Source organism: Campylobacter sp. IFREMER_LSEM_CL2151, assembly GCF_025771725.1.
Lineage (GTDB): Bacteria > Campylobacterota > Campylobacteria > Campylobacterales > Campylobacteraceae > Campylobacter_D > Campylobacter_D lari_C.
The window spans coordinates 66,989-83,939 of the sequence record NZ_JAKMQT010000005.1 but is presented as its reverse complement, the minus strand read 5'-3'; the positions used below and the strand labels follow the sequence as shown (position 1 = coordinate 83,939).

General features: G+C 29.9%; 16 protein-coding genes. 6 read left to right on the top strand and 10 right to left on the bottom strand.

Translation table 11 applies throughout. The features are described 5' to 3' along the window. Positions 1-4: 4 nt before the first annotated feature. Genes flgK through L8V82_RS05080 form a run of 3 tightly spaced genes read left to right on the top strand, consistent with a single transcriptional unit; the run spans position 5 to position 3,320 of the window. Positions 5-1,834 carry a flagellar hook-associated protein FlgK gene (gene flgK, locus L8V82_RS05090; RefSeq protein ID WP_263724227.1) on the top strand — a complete coding sequence of 610 codons (1,830 nt, stop codon included), beginning with the start codon at positions 5-7 and terminating at the stop codon, positions 1,832-1,834. Further along, positions 1,834-2,583, top strand: a complete 750-nt coding sequence (locus tag L8V82_RS05085) for a TIGR02757 family protein (RefSeq protein WP_263724226.1) — start codon at positions 1,834-1,836, stop codon at positions 2,581-2,583. Before flgK ends, L8V82_RS05085 begins: the two co-directional genes overlap by 1 nt. Continuing rightward, complete coding sequence (locus L8V82_RS05080; protein WP_263724225.1) at positions 2,568-3,320, top strand: TSUP family transporter; 753 nt, start codon at positions 2,568-2,570, stop codon at positions 3,318-3,320. The genes L8V82_RS05085 and L8V82_RS05080 overlap by 16 nt, the downstream gene beginning before the upstream one ends. On the opposite strand, the gene L8V82_RS05075 is transcribed toward L8V82_RS05080, so the two are convergent. The 10 genes from L8V82_RS05075 to rplM all read right to left on the bottom strand — a co-directional run bounded on the left by L8V82_RS05075 (position 3,317) and on the right by rplM (position 14,356). After that, a complete protein-coding gene (locus L8V82_RS05075; protein ID WP_263724224.1) occupies positions 3,317-4,477 on the bottom strand; it encodes a type II secretion system F family protein in 1,161 nt (386 codons plus the stop codon). The genes L8V82_RS05080 and L8V82_RS05075 overlap by 4 nt on opposite strands. Then, complete coding sequence (locus L8V82_RS05070; protein ID WP_263724223.1) at positions 4,474-5,988, bottom strand: GspE/PulE family protein; 1,515 nt, start codon at positions 5,986-5,988, stop codon at positions 4,474-4,476. Before L8V82_RS05070 ends, L8V82_RS05075 begins: the two co-directional genes overlap by 4 nt. Continuing rightward, complete coding sequence (locus L8V82_RS05065; protein ID WP_263724222.1) at positions 5,981-6,310, bottom strand: hypothetical protein; 330 nt, start codon at positions 6,308-6,310, stop codon at positions 5,981-5,983. The genes L8V82_RS05070 and L8V82_RS05065 overlap by 8 nt, the downstream gene beginning before the upstream one ends. Then, entirely contained in the window at positions 6,291-7,682 is a 1,392-nt protein-coding gene (gene mshL, locus L8V82_RS05060) for a pilus (MSHA type) biogenesis protein MshL (RefSeq protein ID WP_263724221.1), read from the bottom strand. Before mshL ends, L8V82_RS05065 begins: the two co-directional genes overlap by 20 nt. Beyond that, positions 7,654-7,977 (bottom strand): hypothetical protein, encoded by a 324-nt coding sequence (locus L8V82_RS05055; protein WP_263724220.1) that lies wholly within the window; start codon positions 7,975-7,977, stop codon positions 7,654-7,656. Before L8V82_RS05055 ends, mshL begins: the two co-directional genes overlap by 29 nt. Positions 7,978-7,980: 3 nt before the next feature. After that, on the bottom strand, positions 7,981-11,535 hold the full coding sequence (nifJ, locus tag L8V82_RS05050) for a pyruvate:ferredoxin (flavodoxin) oxidoreductase (protein WP_263724219.1): 3,555 nt from the start codon (positions 11,533-11,535) through the stop codon (positions 7,981-7,983). Positions 11,536-11,652: 117 nt separating this feature from the next. After that, a complete protein-coding gene (locus tag L8V82_RS05045; RefSeq protein ID WP_263724218.1) occupies positions 11,653-12,297 on the bottom strand; it encodes an HAD family hydrolase in 645 nt (214 codons plus the stop codon). A 3-nt stretch (positions 12,298-12,300) separates the two neighbouring features. Then, positions 12,301-13,287, bottom strand: a complete 987-nt coding sequence (locus L8V82_RS05040) for an OmpA family protein (protein ID WP_263724217.1) — start codon at positions 13,285-13,287, stop codon at positions 12,301-12,303. 251 nt (positions 13,288-13,538) lie between these two features. Then, complete coding sequence (rpsI, locus tag L8V82_RS05035) at positions 13,539-13,928, bottom strand: 30S ribosomal protein S9 (RefSeq protein ID WP_039617655.1); 390 nt, start codon at positions 13,926-13,928, stop codon at positions 13,539-13,541. Between the two features lie 2 nt (positions 13,929-13,930). Continuing rightward, positions 13,931-14,356: a 50S ribosomal protein L13 gene (gene rplM / locus L8V82_RS05030; protein WP_039617653.1), complete on the bottom strand. Its 426-nt coding sequence runs from the start codon at positions 14,354-14,356 to the stop codon at positions 13,931-13,933. A gap of 189 nt (positions 14,357-14,545) precedes the next feature. Here rplM and L8V82_RS05025 point away from each other — a divergent pair, with 189 nt between their 5' ends. From L8V82_RS05025 to L8V82_RS05015, 3 genes are read left to right on the top strand one after another with little or no spacing between them, the layout of a single operon-like run. After that, positions 14,546-15,349: a DnaJ domain-containing protein gene (locus L8V82_RS05025; RefSeq protein ID WP_263724216.1), complete on the top strand. Its 804-nt coding sequence runs from the start codon at positions 14,546-14,548 to the stop codon at positions 15,347-15,349. Further along, positions 15,346-16,395, top strand: a complete 1,050-nt coding sequence (locus tag L8V82_RS05020; RefSeq protein ID WP_263724215.1) for a WG repeat-containing protein — start codon at positions 15,346-15,348, stop codon at positions 16,393-16,395. Before L8V82_RS05025 ends, L8V82_RS05020 begins: the two co-directional genes overlap by 4 nt. A gap of 32 nt (positions 16,396-16,427) precedes the next feature. Then, positions 16,428-16,949, top strand: coding sequence for a WG repeat-containing protein (locus L8V82_RS05015; RefSeq protein ID WP_263724214.1), 522 nt, complete (start codon positions 16,428-16,430; stop codon positions 16,947-16,949). The last annotated feature ends 2 nt before the right edge of the window (positions 16,950-16,951 follow it).

Sequence of the window (16,951 nt, the reverse complement as noted above, 5' to 3'; positions counted from 1 at the left end):
AGTCATGGGAATTTTTGATAGCTTATATACAGGGGTTAGCGGTATTAGAGCTGCTGAACTTCAAATTAACACAACAGGTAATAATATCTCTAATGCAAATGCGGTGTTTTATACTAGACAAAGAGCTGTACAAAGTTCGGGTATGTCTCTTGATAGAGGTGGCTTACACCTAGGAACAGGTACGCAAATTGATACTATTAAAAGATTGCATGATGAGCATTCTTATTATGAATTAAAAAATGCTACCACTCAGCAAAACTATACAAATTACTTAGGACAAATTTTACAAGAAGCAAGCCAAAGATTTCCTGATATGCAAGGAACTGGTATTTTACAAGATTATAAAAACTACTATGATGCGTGGAATAACTTTGCTTCTAATCCAAGTGATGGAGCAAGTAAAATAGATCTTGTTAATAGCGCAAATACACTAACTCAAAACATACAAAAAACCTTGCAAGATCTTAATAAAATGCAACAAACTGTTAATGAGCAAATTCAACAAACTGTAGATGAAATTAATAATATTGGTCAAGAAATTGCAAATATTAACAAACAACTTGAAAATGAAGAAGTTTTACCTACTGATAATGCAAATCAATTAAGAGATAAAAGAGATGAGCTTGAACTTAGACTTTCAAAACTAGTCAATGCAGTAGCTTGGAAAGGAAAAAGCTCTCAGGATAGCACTTTAGAATCTACCATGACTGATTCTGGAAGATATTATGATTTAAGCATTCAAGGCTTTAGTATAGTCAATGGCTCTAGCTTTCATCCTTTAAAACTAGACAATAACAACCCTAATGGTTTTTATCAAATTTATTATGAAGTAAATGATGAAAACCGCTATGATTTAACTAGTAAAATTTCAGGCGGACAGCTTGGAGCTCAACTTGATCTTAGAGGTAGAAACTATGATGGCAATCACGATACTTACAGTGATGGAAAATTGCAAGAGTATAAAGATATGCTCAATACCTTTACAAAAACGCTCATAACCCAAACTAATAATGTCTATGCTCAAGCAGCTACAGATAGAGTCAATTCAGATGACTTAAAAGGTTTAAAACCTGATACTTCTTTAATGAGTTATGATAAAAACATTCAAGCAGGAAGCTTTGACATCACAATTTATGATGAAGAAGGTAATGCGGTTGCCACTAGAACTATAAAAATTGATGTTAATACCACCATAGAAGATGTTGTCAAGCAAATCAATGCAGATATAGATGATAATCACGACGGAAAACCTGGTAATGATTTAAATGATTATTTTCAAGCCTTTTATCATTATGATGGACAAAGTGATAGCGGAAATTTCCAAATCAATGGCTTAAAAGAAGGTTATAAAATAGCTTTTAAAGATAATGGCACAAATTTCCCGGGTGCTTTAAATGTATCTTCATTTTTTAATGGTCAAGATGCAAGCAGTATTAATGTAAATTCAAGCATCAGAAATGATCCAAACAGCTTAAAAGCAAGTTCAAACGGAGTTGATGGAAACAATGATGTAGCTAATGCTATGTTGCAACTTCAAAATCAAAAAGTAAATTTTTATAATAAAGATGGTACAGTAGATACTATGACTTTAGATGGATATTATAGAAAATTTACAGGTCAAATTGCTTCAGATGCTGAAAGCAATGGTTTTGCACATGCAACTAATATGACAGTATTTAATACAGCTTATGCAGAATATCAATCAAAAAGTGGTGTAAATACTAATGAAGAATTAGCAGCACTCATACAATATCAAGCAAGTTATGGCGCTGCAGCTAAAATCGTAACTACTGTTGATCAAATGCTTGAAACCTTACTTGGTTTAAAATCTTAATGCAAATTAAAGCTCTTTTAGATGAAGCAATTTTAAGCAAAAACACTCAAAAAGAGCTTTTTTCTCATCCTGATCCTTTGCAAATTGCAAGTGTTTATAAAGATGAAAATATAGCCTTGCTTTGCGCTTTATTTGCTTATGGAAATGCTAAAAATATTGTAAATTTTTTAAACAAACTTGATTTTTCCTTACTTGAAAGAAATGATGAGATTATTAAAAAAGAATGCAAAGATCTAAAATATCGCTTTCAAAACTCTCAAGACATAGCTCAAATTTTCATCACACTTAAACGCTTAAGAAATGAAAATAGTATAGAAAATATTTTCACCAAAGCTTATCAAAAAGAGCAAAACATCACACATGCAACAAAAGCTTTCATAGAAACAATTTACAAGCTTAATCCTTATAAAAGTTATGGTTATGAATTTTTCTTTTCAAAAGAATTTAGCATTCCAAAAGGTCCTTTAAAAAGATACAATATGTATCTTAGGTGGATGGTAAGAAAAGATGAGCTTGATTTGGGTTTGTTTAAAAATATAGACAAAAAAGATTTACTCATACCCTTAGATACTCATACTCATAAAGTTTCATTAAAACTTAAGCTTTTAAAGCGTAAGATTTATGATTTTAAAAGTGTTTTAGAGCTTACGCAAAGTCTTAAAAAATTTGATCCTGCTGATCCTATAAAATATGATTTTGCTCTATATAGAATCGGACAAAACAAGGAAAGCTTATGGAGCTTGAATTAACTTATTATGTGATTTTATTTTTTGTTGCTGCTTTTGCAGGTTGTGTTGATGCGATTGTAGGTGGTGGTGGACTTATTACCATACCTGCTTTATTTGCTTGTGGAATTCCTCCTCATTTAGCCCTAGCTACTAATAAACTTCAAAGCACCTTTGGCTCACTCACTGCGGTTTTATCTTATAGAAAACATATGAATATAGAAAAAATTGCTTTAGGTATTTTATTTACCGCAATTGGAGCAGTTATTGGTACTTATGCAGTTTTACTAATAGATCAAAACGCTGTTAAAATCATTGTGCTAATATGCCTAGCTTTAGTTTTTCTTTATACTATTTTCAAACCTGATTTAGGCCATGTTCATAATAAAGCCAAAATGAGCACCACAAGCTTTCAAATCACTTTTGGTTTATTACTTGGCTTTTATGATGGTTTTTTAGGGCCTGGAACCGGGTCTTTTTGGATTTTTGCTTGTGTGATATTTCTTGGTTTTAGTATGAAAAATGCAAGCATTAATACTAAAATCTTAAATTTTACTAGTAATGTAGTGGCTTTAGGAGTATTTTTATACTCTTATGAAGTACTTTGGAAAGTTGGTATTTTAATGGGTATAGGTCAAGTTTTAGGCGCCTTTGTAGGCTCAAAACTAGTTTTAAAAACACAAGGAACTTTTATCAAAAAACTTTTTTTAACTATGGTTGCTTTAACTATAGCTAAGGTTGCTTATGATTATCTTGCTTAAATTCCTTGACTAATTTGCCACATAGGTAAAAATACACCCAAAGCCAAGACCAAAATCAAACTCGCCATAAAAATTGTCATCAAAGGTTCTAAAATAACCAAAAGTCTTTGGGTGTAATTTTCTTTTTTATATTCATAAAATAAAGCAAGCTCATAAGTACTTTCATCTAATTTAGAACTTTTTAAAGCTAAATTTAACATTCTTATCACAAAAGGCTCAAAAAGCCTTGTGTTAGAAAAAGCTTGAGCTAAATCAAATCCTGATTCAAATGAAGTCTTTACAATAAACATTTTGTTTTTAAAAAATTGATTTTCTATACCTTCACAAGCAAGCTCAAAAGCTCTTTTTATATCCACCCCTGCTTTTAATAAATACGAAAAAATCAAGAAAAAACAAAATTTATCTTGATAAAATATTATTTTTCCAAAAATGGGAGAATAAAAAAGAATTTTATGAAAAAACAAAGACTTTCTAAAAGAATAAGCAAGTATTATAAAAATTCCCACACCTAATAAAATAAATACATAAAAATGTTTAAAAAAATCTCCTACAATAAAAAGAATTTGAGTGATTTTTGGCAAATCTAATTCAAGTTGTAAAAATAAAGTTTTAAATTCAGGCAAAACCAAAATCATCAACACAAAAAAAGCTAAAATAATACATGTAAAAACAAAAAGTGGATAAGTTATAGCCTTTTTAAACTGCTTAAAACTATGAAGGTTTTTCTCTTTTAGATTAATGATAATCTCAAAAGCCTTATATAAATCCTCCTTACCGTCACAAATTTTTAAAACAGCACATTCTCTAGAATTTAAAACACCTCTAAAAGCTTCATTATAAGAGCTTCCATTTTTGAGTTTATTATAAATTGCACTAAATATTTTAGCTACATATATATCATGATTTGATCTTGCAAACTCTAAAATAGCCTCTTGCAAGCTTAATCCTGCTTTTAAAACCATATTTAAATCTTTAAGGATAAAAATAAGCTCTTCTTCTTTAATTTTATGTTTTGTTACTCCAAAATACTCTTCAATACTAATAATATTTTCAAATGATTTTTGTGCAAGATTTCTAGCTTCATATAGATTTTTGGCTTTAATTATACATTGCTTTTGCTCTTTGTTTAAAGCATAAAAAATAATAAATTTTTTCAAAAACCAATCTTTCTTAGCTCATCTACACTTGTCAAACCAAGCTTAACTTTTTCCAAAGCATCCCTACCTAAAGTTAAAAAGCCTTTTTTTAAAGCATAAGTTAAAATATTTTCATAATTTGCATTATTTTCTATCATACTTTTTAAATTATGATCTAAAAACAAAAATTCAGCCACCATTAAACGCCCTTTATATCCACTATACATACACTTAGCACAACCCTTTGCTTTATAAAATTTTCCTTCAAAAACTTGATTTTGAAAATGAAATTTTTCATTGCTAAGTTCTTTACATTCACATAGTTTTCTTACCAAGCGTTGGGCTATAATCAAATTAAGCGCATAAGCTATTAAATATTCTTTTGCCCCCATGTGTTTCATTCTAAAAATAGCTTCTATAGCACCATTAGTATGCAAGGTACTCAAAACCAAATGTCCACTTAAGGAAGCTTTTAAAACTATATCCAAACTCTCATCATCTCTGATTTCACCCACCATAATCACATCAGGATCTTGCCTTAAAACCGCTCTTAAAGCTTTATGAAAATCAAAGCCGGTTTTAGAATTTAACAAAATTTGCTGAGCATGTTTAAGTTTATATTCTATAGGATCTTCCAGGGTAATAATTTTTTTATTTTGATCAAGCTCGTTTAAAATAGCATGCATAAAAGTACTTTTACCACTCCCCGTTGGCCCACAAAATAAAATCAAACCATAAGGCGCATTCATGTATTTTTTTAATGAGGTTAAATTTTCTTCTTTAATAAAAAGTCTATCAAGTTTTAAAACATACTCATCTTGTTTTAAAATTCTAAGCACCACACTTTGCCCAAATAACAAAGGCATAATTGAAATTCTAAAGTCATACTTTTGCTCTAAGATTATCTTAGAAAAACTTCCATCTTGGGCTTGTCTTTGCTCTGCTACATTAAGCAAGGTAATGATTTTTATATGCATTAATAAAGCCTGATAAGAATCCACATCAAAACTATGGATATATTTTAATTCTCCATCTATTCTAAATCTTATCAAAACTTCATTTTCTAAAGGCTCCAAATGAATATCACTTGCTCTTAAAAAACAAGCATAAGTTAAAATCAAATTCAAAAACTGCTCTAATAAAAACTCATCTTTATTTTCATCACTTTTTAAATTAAGTTCTAATTTATCAAGATAGTTTTGAAAGCAAATTAAAAATTTAATCCTTTCTAGTAAGAATTTAAATTGTGTAAAATCACAAAGAAAAATTTTAATAACCTTTAAGCGGTATAAATTTTGTATTTTTTCTAAAATACTCTCATCTAAAGGTTTTAAAGAAGCTATATGAATATTTTCATCATCTTCATAAAAACAAAAAATATTATATTGTTCTATTAAAGAAAAAGGTAAAACATGGAGATATTTTTCTATTTTAAGAGTTTGATTTAAGTCTAAAATTTCTAATTTATACTCTAAAGCTAATTCTTGCAAAGAAAGTTCATTTAAAGCTTTTATTTCTTTTGTATCATTCAAAATAATTTCCTAAAAGTTTTTCATACTCTTCTTTAGCTCTTAAAGCATCTTCATGCTTTCCAAGTTTTAATTTAGCATTGATAAAAACTAACCATGCTTCTTTTTCTAACAACTCAAATTCATTTGCCTCAATAGCCCAAAAAATAGCCTTTCGATAATCTTTGATTTGATAAAAATATTTAGCTAAATTTAGGGCATTTTCATAACTTGGGTGATTAATAAATTTTTCATAGAATACATTTTGTTCAAAACTTTCATTTTGAATATTCATTGCATTTAAAAAAGACAAACAAATTAAAAAATTAAAACATATCATCTTCATGCTCAAAACCTAATTCTTTCAAACTCAACACTTTTTTATCAGCTCTTATTAAACTTGGCTTGATAATAAAAACTATTTCGCTAATATCTTCTAAATTTTGCTTTCCTTGAAATAAAGCACCAAAAAGTGGTATTTTAGATAAAGCACTTACTTCGTTATGATTACTAATCGTATTTTTACTAATCAATCCGCCCAAAATTAAAGTTTGTCCATCATCAACTTCAACTACAGTAGAAAGCTTTTTTTGTATGGTATCAGGCGCTATATTTCTTGGTTTATTTTGTCTGTGATTATCAACACTATATTTAAAATCACTCAAACTAGGATTTATTCTAAGCATGATTTTGTGATCATCTGAAATTTCAGGCAAAATATTTAGTAAAATTCCTACAAAAATAGAATAATTATTATAAGTTTCACTAATAGTCGTACCATTTTCAGTACCCTTAGAACTTTCTTTTACTTGATAATTAATCGTATCACCTATGGAAATAATAGCTTGTTGATTATTAAGTGCCATGAGTTTTGGGTTAGAAAGTACAGTAGTTTTACCATTTTCTTGTAATAAATTTAAAATAGCCTTAGTTTCAACATTGGCTTTAAGATTGATATTTCTAACACCGCCTTTATTGATTATAAAATCATTATCATCTCCATTAAGTTTAAAAGCAAGCTCTTGCCAGTTAATCCCACTTGAATGACTTTTATTTAAATGTACTGCAACTATACTTACATCAATTAAAACTTGCTTTTTAAGTCTTTTATTTAAATCTTTTAAATATTTTTCAACCCTTGTAAGCTCATACAAAGTAGCATTTAAAGTAATAATCCCTGCATTAGTATTAATAATAGGCTTAGTTGTATTTTCATCTAATAAAGCTTGTATTTCTTCTGAAATTTTTTCCCAAAAATCAAATTTATCTGTGCTAATGACTAGATTATCTGCTTCTTTAGTACTATCATAATCGCCTTGTTTAGGTCTTGAATCCACTGAAGCTTTAGTAACGCTTTGCCCTTCTCTAATAGAGCTTATATAATGCACTTTAAAAGTTTTAACTTGTCTTCCATAAATTTTTAAAATATTTTTTTCATACTCATAAGCAAGATTATTTTCCATCAATAAAAGTTTAAAAATTTCTCTTAAAGACATTTTTCTTATGTGTAGATAATTTTGGGTATGATTTAACTTTTCTCCGGCTAATGAATCTTTTATTATAATGCTAAAACCACATTCTCTACCAAGTTCATTTAAAATTTCAATCAAAGAAGTTTTATTTTCTACACTTATATCAAAAAAGCGCTGATGGCACTGTGAGGCAAAAACATTTGTAAAAGTTAAAATACTAATAAATAAAAATATTATTTTTTTCATACAATTTTAAAACCATGATTTTTTCTTCCTTTATCAATATAACTTGAGAATTTTTAATCTCAACAATCTTAAAACCTTCAATATCATCATTCAAAACATACCATTTATCATTAATCTTAACTTTATTAGAAACGATAGCTTGTAAGGAAAAATCAGATTTTATATTTGTAGTTTTTTGAAAAAAAGGATCTTGAATCAAAGAAAAATCAACATCATTACAACTTTGATTCAAAAATGGGTACTTAGCACCAAAAGCACTAAGCACCCATAAACTCACAAGTAAAAATCGAAGCAAATTTTAGTTTTCATTACTAAAATCAGCACTTGCTAAGCGTTTAAGTTGTCTATAACGGCGTTGTGCTTCTGCTTTATTTTTTTCAAATAATTCTTTTGCTTGTTCAGGATTTGATTTTTTAAGTGAGCTATAACGCACCTCATTCATTAAAAAGCTTTCATATAAATCCCAATCAGGCTCTTTAGAAGAAATTGTTAAAGGATTTTTACCTTCAGCTTCTAAACGCGGATCATAAATATAAGTTGGCCAATATCCACATTTTGTAGCAAGCTCTGCTTGATTTCCTGAATTTCCAAGCCCACCTTTAATACCATGAGCTATACAAGGAGAATAAGCTATAATCAAAGAAGGCCCATCATAAGCTTCTGCTGCCATTACAGCTTTTAACAACTGTGCATAGTTTGCATTAGAATTTACTTGAGCTACAAAAATATAGCCATAAGTCATAGCAATTTGACCTAGATCTTTTTTCTGTATTGGCTTACCTGCTGCAGCAAACTGCGCTACTGAACCTGTTCTTGAAGATTTTGAGCTTTGACCTCCGGTATTTGAATATACTTCGGTATCAAGCACTAAAATATTTACATTTTCACCACTTGCTAAAACATGATCAAGCCCGCCATAACCTATATCATAAGCCCAACCATCACCACCAAAAATCCAATGTGATTTTTTGCTCAAATAGCTTTTAAGCTCTAAAATATCATTTACAGTTTTAATCTGTTTATTTTCTTCTAGCAATGGCACTAACTTATCTCTTAGTTCTAAAGAAGCTTTAGAATCTTCTTTATTTGCAATCCATTCTTTATATAATGCAGAAAGCGCATTAGGAACTTCTTGCATACTTTCATTCATGATTTGCTCTATTTTATGTCTTGTTGTTTCAGTTGCTATTTTCATACCAAGACCAAATTCAGCATTATCTTCAAATAAAGAATTACCCCAAGCAGGCCCATGACCATTTTTATTGCTTTTTCTGTAAGGAGTTGAAGGAGCTGAACCACCATAAATAGAACTACAGCCAGTTGCATTAGCAATAATCATTCTTTCGCCAAACAATCTAGTGATTAAAGTAATATAAGGAGTTTCTCCACACCCTGGGCATGCTCCATGGAATTCAAATAAAGGTTGAGCAAATTGAATACCTTTTGCATTTTCTCTATTTAAGATATTATCTTTATAACTTACTTTTTTGAATAAATAATCTGCATTTTCTTGCTCACCATGATCAAGCTCTTCACCTAGTGGCACCATTACTAAAGATTTTTCTTTAGTAGGACACTCATGCACACAAAGCTCACAACCTGTACAATCAAGCGGTGAAACTTGAATTTTGAAATTTAATTTTTGCTCTTTCACACCTTTTGCGTTTAAGCTGTGTTCTTTTACACCTGCTGGAGCATTTTCTAATTCTTTTTCATCTATTAAAAATGGTCTAATAACTGCATGTGGACATACTGAGGCACATTGATTACACTGAATACAATTAGTTTCTATCCATCTTGGCACCATAACACCAACGCCTCTTTTTTCATACTCAGTAGTACCATGCTCAAAACTACCATCTTCATAGCCCAAAAATGCCGAAACTGGTAAATCATCACCCTTAGCTGCATTCATAGGTTTTGCGATTTTTTCAACAAACTCAGTGCCTTTATAAGCTATAGTTTCTTCTTTAACTTCATCAGCTAAATTTGCCCAAGAAGGATCAATATCAACTTTTACAAGTCCATCTGCACCTACATCAATAGCTTTATAATTCATCTCAACTATAGCATCACCTTTTTTGCTATATGATTTATAAGCTAATTCTTTCATATATTTTTGTGCATCTTCAAAAGGAATGATATTGGCAAGTTTGAAAAATGCTGATTGCATGATTGTGTTTGTTCTACTACCTAGTCCTATTTCCCTAGCAAGTTTTGTAGCATTAATGATATAAAAATTAATTTCTTTTTGCGCTAAAACTCTCTTAACTGCATTTGGAATTTTTTTAATAGTTTCTTGCGCACTCCAAATACTATTTAAAAGGAAAGTTCCTCCTTTTCTAATACCTGCTAAAACATCATAAATTTCTAAATAAGCAGCAACTGAACACGCTACAAAATGCGGCGTAGAAACTAAATAAGTTGAAGTGATAGGTTTTTTAGAAAATCTTAAATGGCTTCTTGTATAACCACCTGATTTTTTAGAATCATAAGCAAAATAAGCTTGCGCATAAAAGTCTGTTTTATCCCCTATGATTTTAATAGAGTTTTTATTCGCCCCTACAGTGCCATCAGCACCAAGTCCATAGAATAAGCACTCTATAGTACTTTCATCACCCAAAGAAATTTTTTCTCCCACAGGCAATGAAGTAAAGGTCACATCATCATTAATTCCTATGGTAAAACCATCTTTTGGATTTGCTTGATTTAGATTTTCAAAAACTGCTATTAGCTGAGCAGGATCTACATCTTTCGAAGAAAGTCCATATCTACCACCAACGATTAAAGGTGCTTTTTCTTTTCCATAATATGCACTTTTTAAATCCAAATAAAGTGGTTCGCCTAAACTTCCTGGCTCTTTAGTTCTATCTAAAACAGCTATTTTTTCAACACTTTGAGGCATTACATCAAATAAATATTTTAAACTAAATGGTCTATATAAATGAACTTTTAAAACCCCTACTTTTTCGCCTTTACTGTTTAGATGATCTACAACCTCTTTTAAAGCTTCAGTCACTGAACCCATTGCTACTACAATGCGTGTTGCGTTTTTATCCCCATAATATACAAAAGGTTTATATTCTCTTCCTGTGATTTTTGAAATTTCTTGCATATATTCATTAACAATATCAGGAATAGCTTCATAATATTTATTTACTAACTCTCTTGTTTGAAAATAAATATCATCATTTTGAGCCGTACCTCTTGTTTTTGGATTTTCTGGATTTAGACAGGAATTTCTAAATTCTAATAAAGCTTCACGGTCAAGCAAACGATCAAAATGCGCATAATCCATTACTTCGATTTTTTGGATTTCATGGCTTGTTCTAAAACCATCAAAAAAATGCATAAAAGGTACTCTACCTTTAATAGCTGCTAGGTGTGCAACACCTGCTAAATCCATACTTTCTTGCACAGAATGCGAGCAAAGCATAGCAAAGCCTGTTTGTCTTGCAGCATAAACATCTTGATGATCTCCAAAAATAGATAATGCTTGAGAAGCTAAAGCCCTAGCTGCCACATGGATAACCCCAGGTAAAAGCTGACCTGCGATTTTATACATATTTGGTATTTTTAATAAAAGCCCTTGAGATGCTGTATAAGTAGTAGTTAAAGCACCTGCTTGTAAAGAACCATGAACTGTCCCTGCTGCTCCTGCTTCACTTTGCATTTCTACGACTTTAACCGGTACTCCAAAAAGATTTTTTTTCCCTTGAGAAGCCCATATATCAGTATAATCTGCCATAGGAGAACTTGGGGTAATAGGATAAATTCCAGCAACCTCTGTGAATGCATAGGCAGCATAAGCTGCTGCTTCGTTACCATCCATTGTTTTCATTATTTTACTCATTTAATTATCCTTATAATTAAAATAATTACTTAAAATCAATAGCTACTTTATCTTTAATTGTCTTAAACAATGATAAAAATTTTTTATTATTTATGTGTATAGGGTTTGAATGTGAAATTATCGGATATTTTTTATATGTTTTACAGCTTCATAAGTATTTTCAAAAAGTGGAATTTTAAATTTAGCTAAACTTTCCTTACTTTCATAACCACTACTTACTGCTATGGGTTTAACGCCAGCATTACAAGCTGCTTGAATATCTAAATGAGTATCTCCGATCATAAATGCATTTTCTTTGCTTTTAGATAATTTTTCTAAAGCTAACAAAATAGGCTCAGCATTTGGTTTTGGGTAAGTTACATCATCTCTACCTATAATAACTTTAAAGTATTTTCCTATACCCAAATGATCAAGTAAAGGTTTGGAAAATTTAGAACTTTTAGTCGTTACAACAGCTAAATCAGCAAATAAACTAGCTTCATATACACTTTCTTTTGCCAAAGAAAGCAAAGAAGTTTGCTCTATATAGATTTTTTGATATACGCTTCTGTAAGCATTAATATGCTCACTTGTTTTTTCTTTTGGCACTCCAAGTTTTTCAAAAGCTACATCTAAAGGAAAACCTATTAAAGCTTTAATGGCTTCATGATCTCTTAAAGGCTCTCCAAAAGCTTTAAAAGCAGCATCAAAACCATCTAAAATGGCACTTGTAGAGTCTATCAAAGTGCCATCTAAGTCAAATAAAATTGTCTTTTTTAACAAAGCTTATTCTTTAATGAAAAATTTTGCTTCCACGCGTCTATTTTGCGCACGGCCTTCTTTAGTATCATTGCTTGCTTTTGGCTTATCAAAACCATAGCCTTTAGTTACAATTTTTTCTTTAGCAACACCTGTCTTTTCAAGCTCTTTCGCAACTGCCTTAGCACGCTCTAATGATAATTTTTGATTATAAGCTTTAGGGCCTGTGCTATCTGTGTGACCTTCTAAAATAGTATAATATTGTGGGTTTTCTTCTAAAACCTTACCTACTTCTTGGATTTTTTGTGCAAACTCAGGGTTTATAGTGATTTGATCAAAACCAAAATGCCCTTCAAGCGCTATTGTCTTTTCACAACCTATATGATCAAGCAAAGCACCCTTTCTTGGCTCTGGACATGATTTATCAATTTGTTTTGCTTGTGGTTTTTCTTCGATTTGTTTAGTTGCAGTTTGAGGAGCTTTTGGAGCTTTATTGCCAAAATAAAAACTCAAGCCAACACTAGAAATCAAATTATGTTCACCATTATTGAATTTAATTTGATCTCTTGCTTCAAGCCTTAAAGCTAAATCTTCGCCAAGTGCAAATTTAAAACCCGCACCATATTGAGCAAACATACCGCTTTTATTTTCATAAGCTCCATGGCTTAAATACTCATAACCCGTTCCTAACAAACCATATAAATATACATGATTGGCTAAATCAATTCCTTTAATAGCATTTATATAAAATCTTGAAACACTAGTATCTGTATGTGTATTATCGTTTGGATTATTATATTTTGCGTTATCATAATACTCTAAGCCAAACTCAACTTGATCTATCCATAAATCATCATAATGATAACCAAATCTTAAACCCACTCCACCATAATTTTTAAGATCTAAATTTCCTTCTGGGGTTGTATAGTTAAAGGTTGGAGTGATTTCTATTTTACTAGCATCAAAAGCAAACAAAACACTAGCTAAACTAACTAATCCTATAATTTTTTTCATAAACTATCCTTAAATAATGAAAATAAATGGGGTATTATATAAAAAGAAGATTAAAATAAAATAAGCCCCTTTTTGGGAAAGGGGCTTAAATTTACTACAAAAAGGAGGTTTCCCTGATCGGACTTTGAAATTATAAAAGTTTATTCTAAACAAAAAATCCTTTGATTTTAAACAAAACAAAAATATATGAAAAAATGTGATTTTAAAAATAAAAGAGAGAATGGATCCAAAAAATGGATCCAAAAAAAAGATTAACGTTTAGAGAATTGTGGGCTTCTTCTTGCTTTTCTGCGACCGTATTTTTTACGCTCAACAGTTCTACTATCTCTAGTAAGAAGTCCTTTTGGTTTTAATAATGCTCTAAAATCTGCATCCATAGCAGCTAAAGCTCTTGAAATACCATGTCTTAAAGCTTCAGCTTGAGCGCTGTATCCACCGCCTAAAGTTGTTGCTTTAATATCCATAGAAGTTTCTTGTTTAGTTACTAATAAAGGCTGAACTACTTTTAATTTTATAGCTTCATGTCCGCCAAGCCAAGTGTTTAAATCCATACCATTAACGATGATTTTACCACTACCAGCTTTTACCCAAACTTTAGCTACAGCGGTTTTTCTTTTACCTGTTGCGTATGTTGTTGCCATGATTATTTTCCTTTATTAGCAATTTGAGCAGTATGAGGGTGTTCGCTACCTGCATAAATTTTTAATTTTTTAAGCATAGCTCTACCTAGGTTTGTTTTAGGTAGCATACCACGAACTGCTAATTTATATAATTTAACTGGATTTTTTTCTAATAAATCACCAAATTTTTCACTTTTTACGCTTCCAAAATACCCTGAATGTCTGTGGTATAGTTTATCTTCTGCTTTATTTGCACCTGTGAAAACTGCTTTAGAAGCATTGATAATGATTACATAATCTCCACAATCAACATTTGGAGTATAGCAAGGTTTATTTTTACCTCTTAAAATAGTCGCTACTTCTGTTAAAAGACGACCAAAACGCTTTCCTTCAGCGTCTAAAACGATCCATTCGCGTTTTACTTCGTTTGGCTTTGTTATCTTTGTCATCATCTTACCTTTGCCAAAAATTTTTTTTAAAAATGAGATTATAATTATTTTAGCTTAATTAATACTTAATTTAAGAATACTTAAAGTTTAAATATTTTGATTAATTCTTGAAGATAAAAGTAAAATAGCACATTTTAAGTAAGTTCTTTATAAAATAACTTTTTATTATATTAAAAATAAGGTTTTATTTTGTTTTCTTTAAAATTTAAAACTCAAGAATATAGAATTTGCAAGCATTGCTCAGAATTTAACCCCGACAAAGACGCTAAATTTTGTATATTTTGCGGAAAAGAATTATACCATGTTGCAAGACAAAAATTTGATTATATTTATAGTAAAAATCCTGCTATCATGGTTGCTTTTTTAGCAAAAGTTGCCAAAGTAGATAATAAAATCATTACTCAAGATTTATCTAAATTTATATCTTCTTTACTTGATAAGATAGAAATGTTTTATACTAAAGAGTATAGTGGCTTTAGAAATACTTATGCAAATATTTTTGAGTATGAGAAAAATCAAGATAGAAGCATTAGTGAGCTTTGCTCTAACATACGCATAAGCAAGAAAGAAGCAGATTTTCTTATATGTTTATTGCTTGATCTAATATATTATGATAAACAAATGAGTGCAAATGAAAACACCTTAATGGAAAATATCATCATAGGACTTGGGTTAAACCTCATAAGCTTTAGAGAAATAAAAATAAGATATGAACAAATTTATAATTTCACACATGAAAACACTCAGCAAAAACAAGAAAAACAACAAGATGAAATAAAAATCACCCTAGAACAAGCCTATGAAATTTTAAATTCTCATCCAAATGATGATTTTGAAAGTGTTAAGAAAAATTATAGAAAACTAGCTAAAGAATACCACTATGATAATCTTCATTCTAAAGAGCTTCCACCTGAACTTTTAAAGATAGCTCAAGAGATGATGAAAAAGATCAACCTAGCCTATGAAATCATAAAACAAGCAAGGGGTGAATGATGCTTATTTGCAAGCGCTGTAATATGAAAAATTTAGATGTAGCTAAATTTTGTAAAGAATGTGGTAGTAATGAACTATACGATCCACAAGCAAAAGAAAAACTAGAAAAAGAAAGACAAAGACAAGAAGAATTAAAAAGATTAGAAGAAGAAAGAAAAAAGAAAATCGAAGAAGAGATAAAAACAACCCAAGAAGAAAGAGAAAAGAAACTCAAACAAAGAAAAGAATTCATCACAAAACACAAAAGTAAAATCATAGCTAGTGTGATGATTTTGATTTTGATAGCCTTAGCAAGTGTGTATCAGTATTTTTATGGTGGAAAATATAGCCGAATTTACATAAGCGAACTTGAAAGTAAATGCCACAGCGATGAAGCAAGTTGTAAAATACTCCAAGCTATCTACAAAGAAAAATGCGACAAGGGAGATAGTAAAGCTTGCATAAGTGCTTATATACACAAACATAAGGATCTAAGAGCTATCAAAGATAATGATCAATGGAATTTAGTCGATGAAAATAATAAAATTTTAGTTGAAAATATCTTTGATGATTTTTATTTTAAGAAAGAATTTACATTGGTTAAATTTAATCATAAATGGGGAATAATAGACAAAAATGGATGCGTTATAATCGAACCAAAATTTAACTATATATATTTTAATGAAGAGCTAATAATTATTGTCTTAAATAGAAAACTAGGACTTATCAATAGCTTAGGAAAAATCACAATAAAACCTACTCTTGATTATATTGGCAAATTTAAAGAAAATTTTGCAATAATCAAATCAAACGAAAAAGTTGGCTTAATAAATAAAGAGGGAGATATAGTTTTAGAACCTAAATTTGATTTTATCGGAAATTTTTATGAAAAAATGGCAGCTATTAAACTATATAATACTTGGGGATTTATAAATACAAACGGGGAATTTGTAATAAAACCTAAATTTGATGATGTATGGTATTTTAGTGGTGGAAAAGCAAGAGTTAAGCTAAACGGAAAATGGGTATTTATTGACAAAAAAGGTAATATTGTATCTAAAGATTAAATAACTTTATAAATTTGTTGAAAGGATAAATAATGAACCCTGAAATTATTAAGCTAGGTGATTTTAAGGAAGGTTTGATAATAATTAGAATGGGAAATAATTATGGTTTTATGAATGAAAAAGATGAGATTATAATAGAACCTATATATGAAGAAGTTTTAGAATTTAGTGAAAATCTTGCTGGTTTTAAACTAAATGGAAGATGGGGTTTTATAGATAAAAACGGAAATCGATTAATAGAAGCAAAATATGATGTAGTCAGCAATTTTAATCGAGGTTTATCAAGAGTTGTATTAAATAACAAATGTGGTTTAATAAACACTAATGGTGAAGTTGTTGCAAAATTAATCTATGATTGGATTGATGACTTTAGTGAGGGGTTTGCAATAATCATACTAAATGAAAAGTATGGCTTTATAGATGAAAATGGAAATCGATTAGTAGAGCCTAAATTTGATTATGCTTCTAGTTTCAACAATGGTTTAGCTGAAGTTAAACTAAATGGAGAATATGGGCTTTTAGATAGAAATGGAAATTTTTCTAGTAGAATCTAATA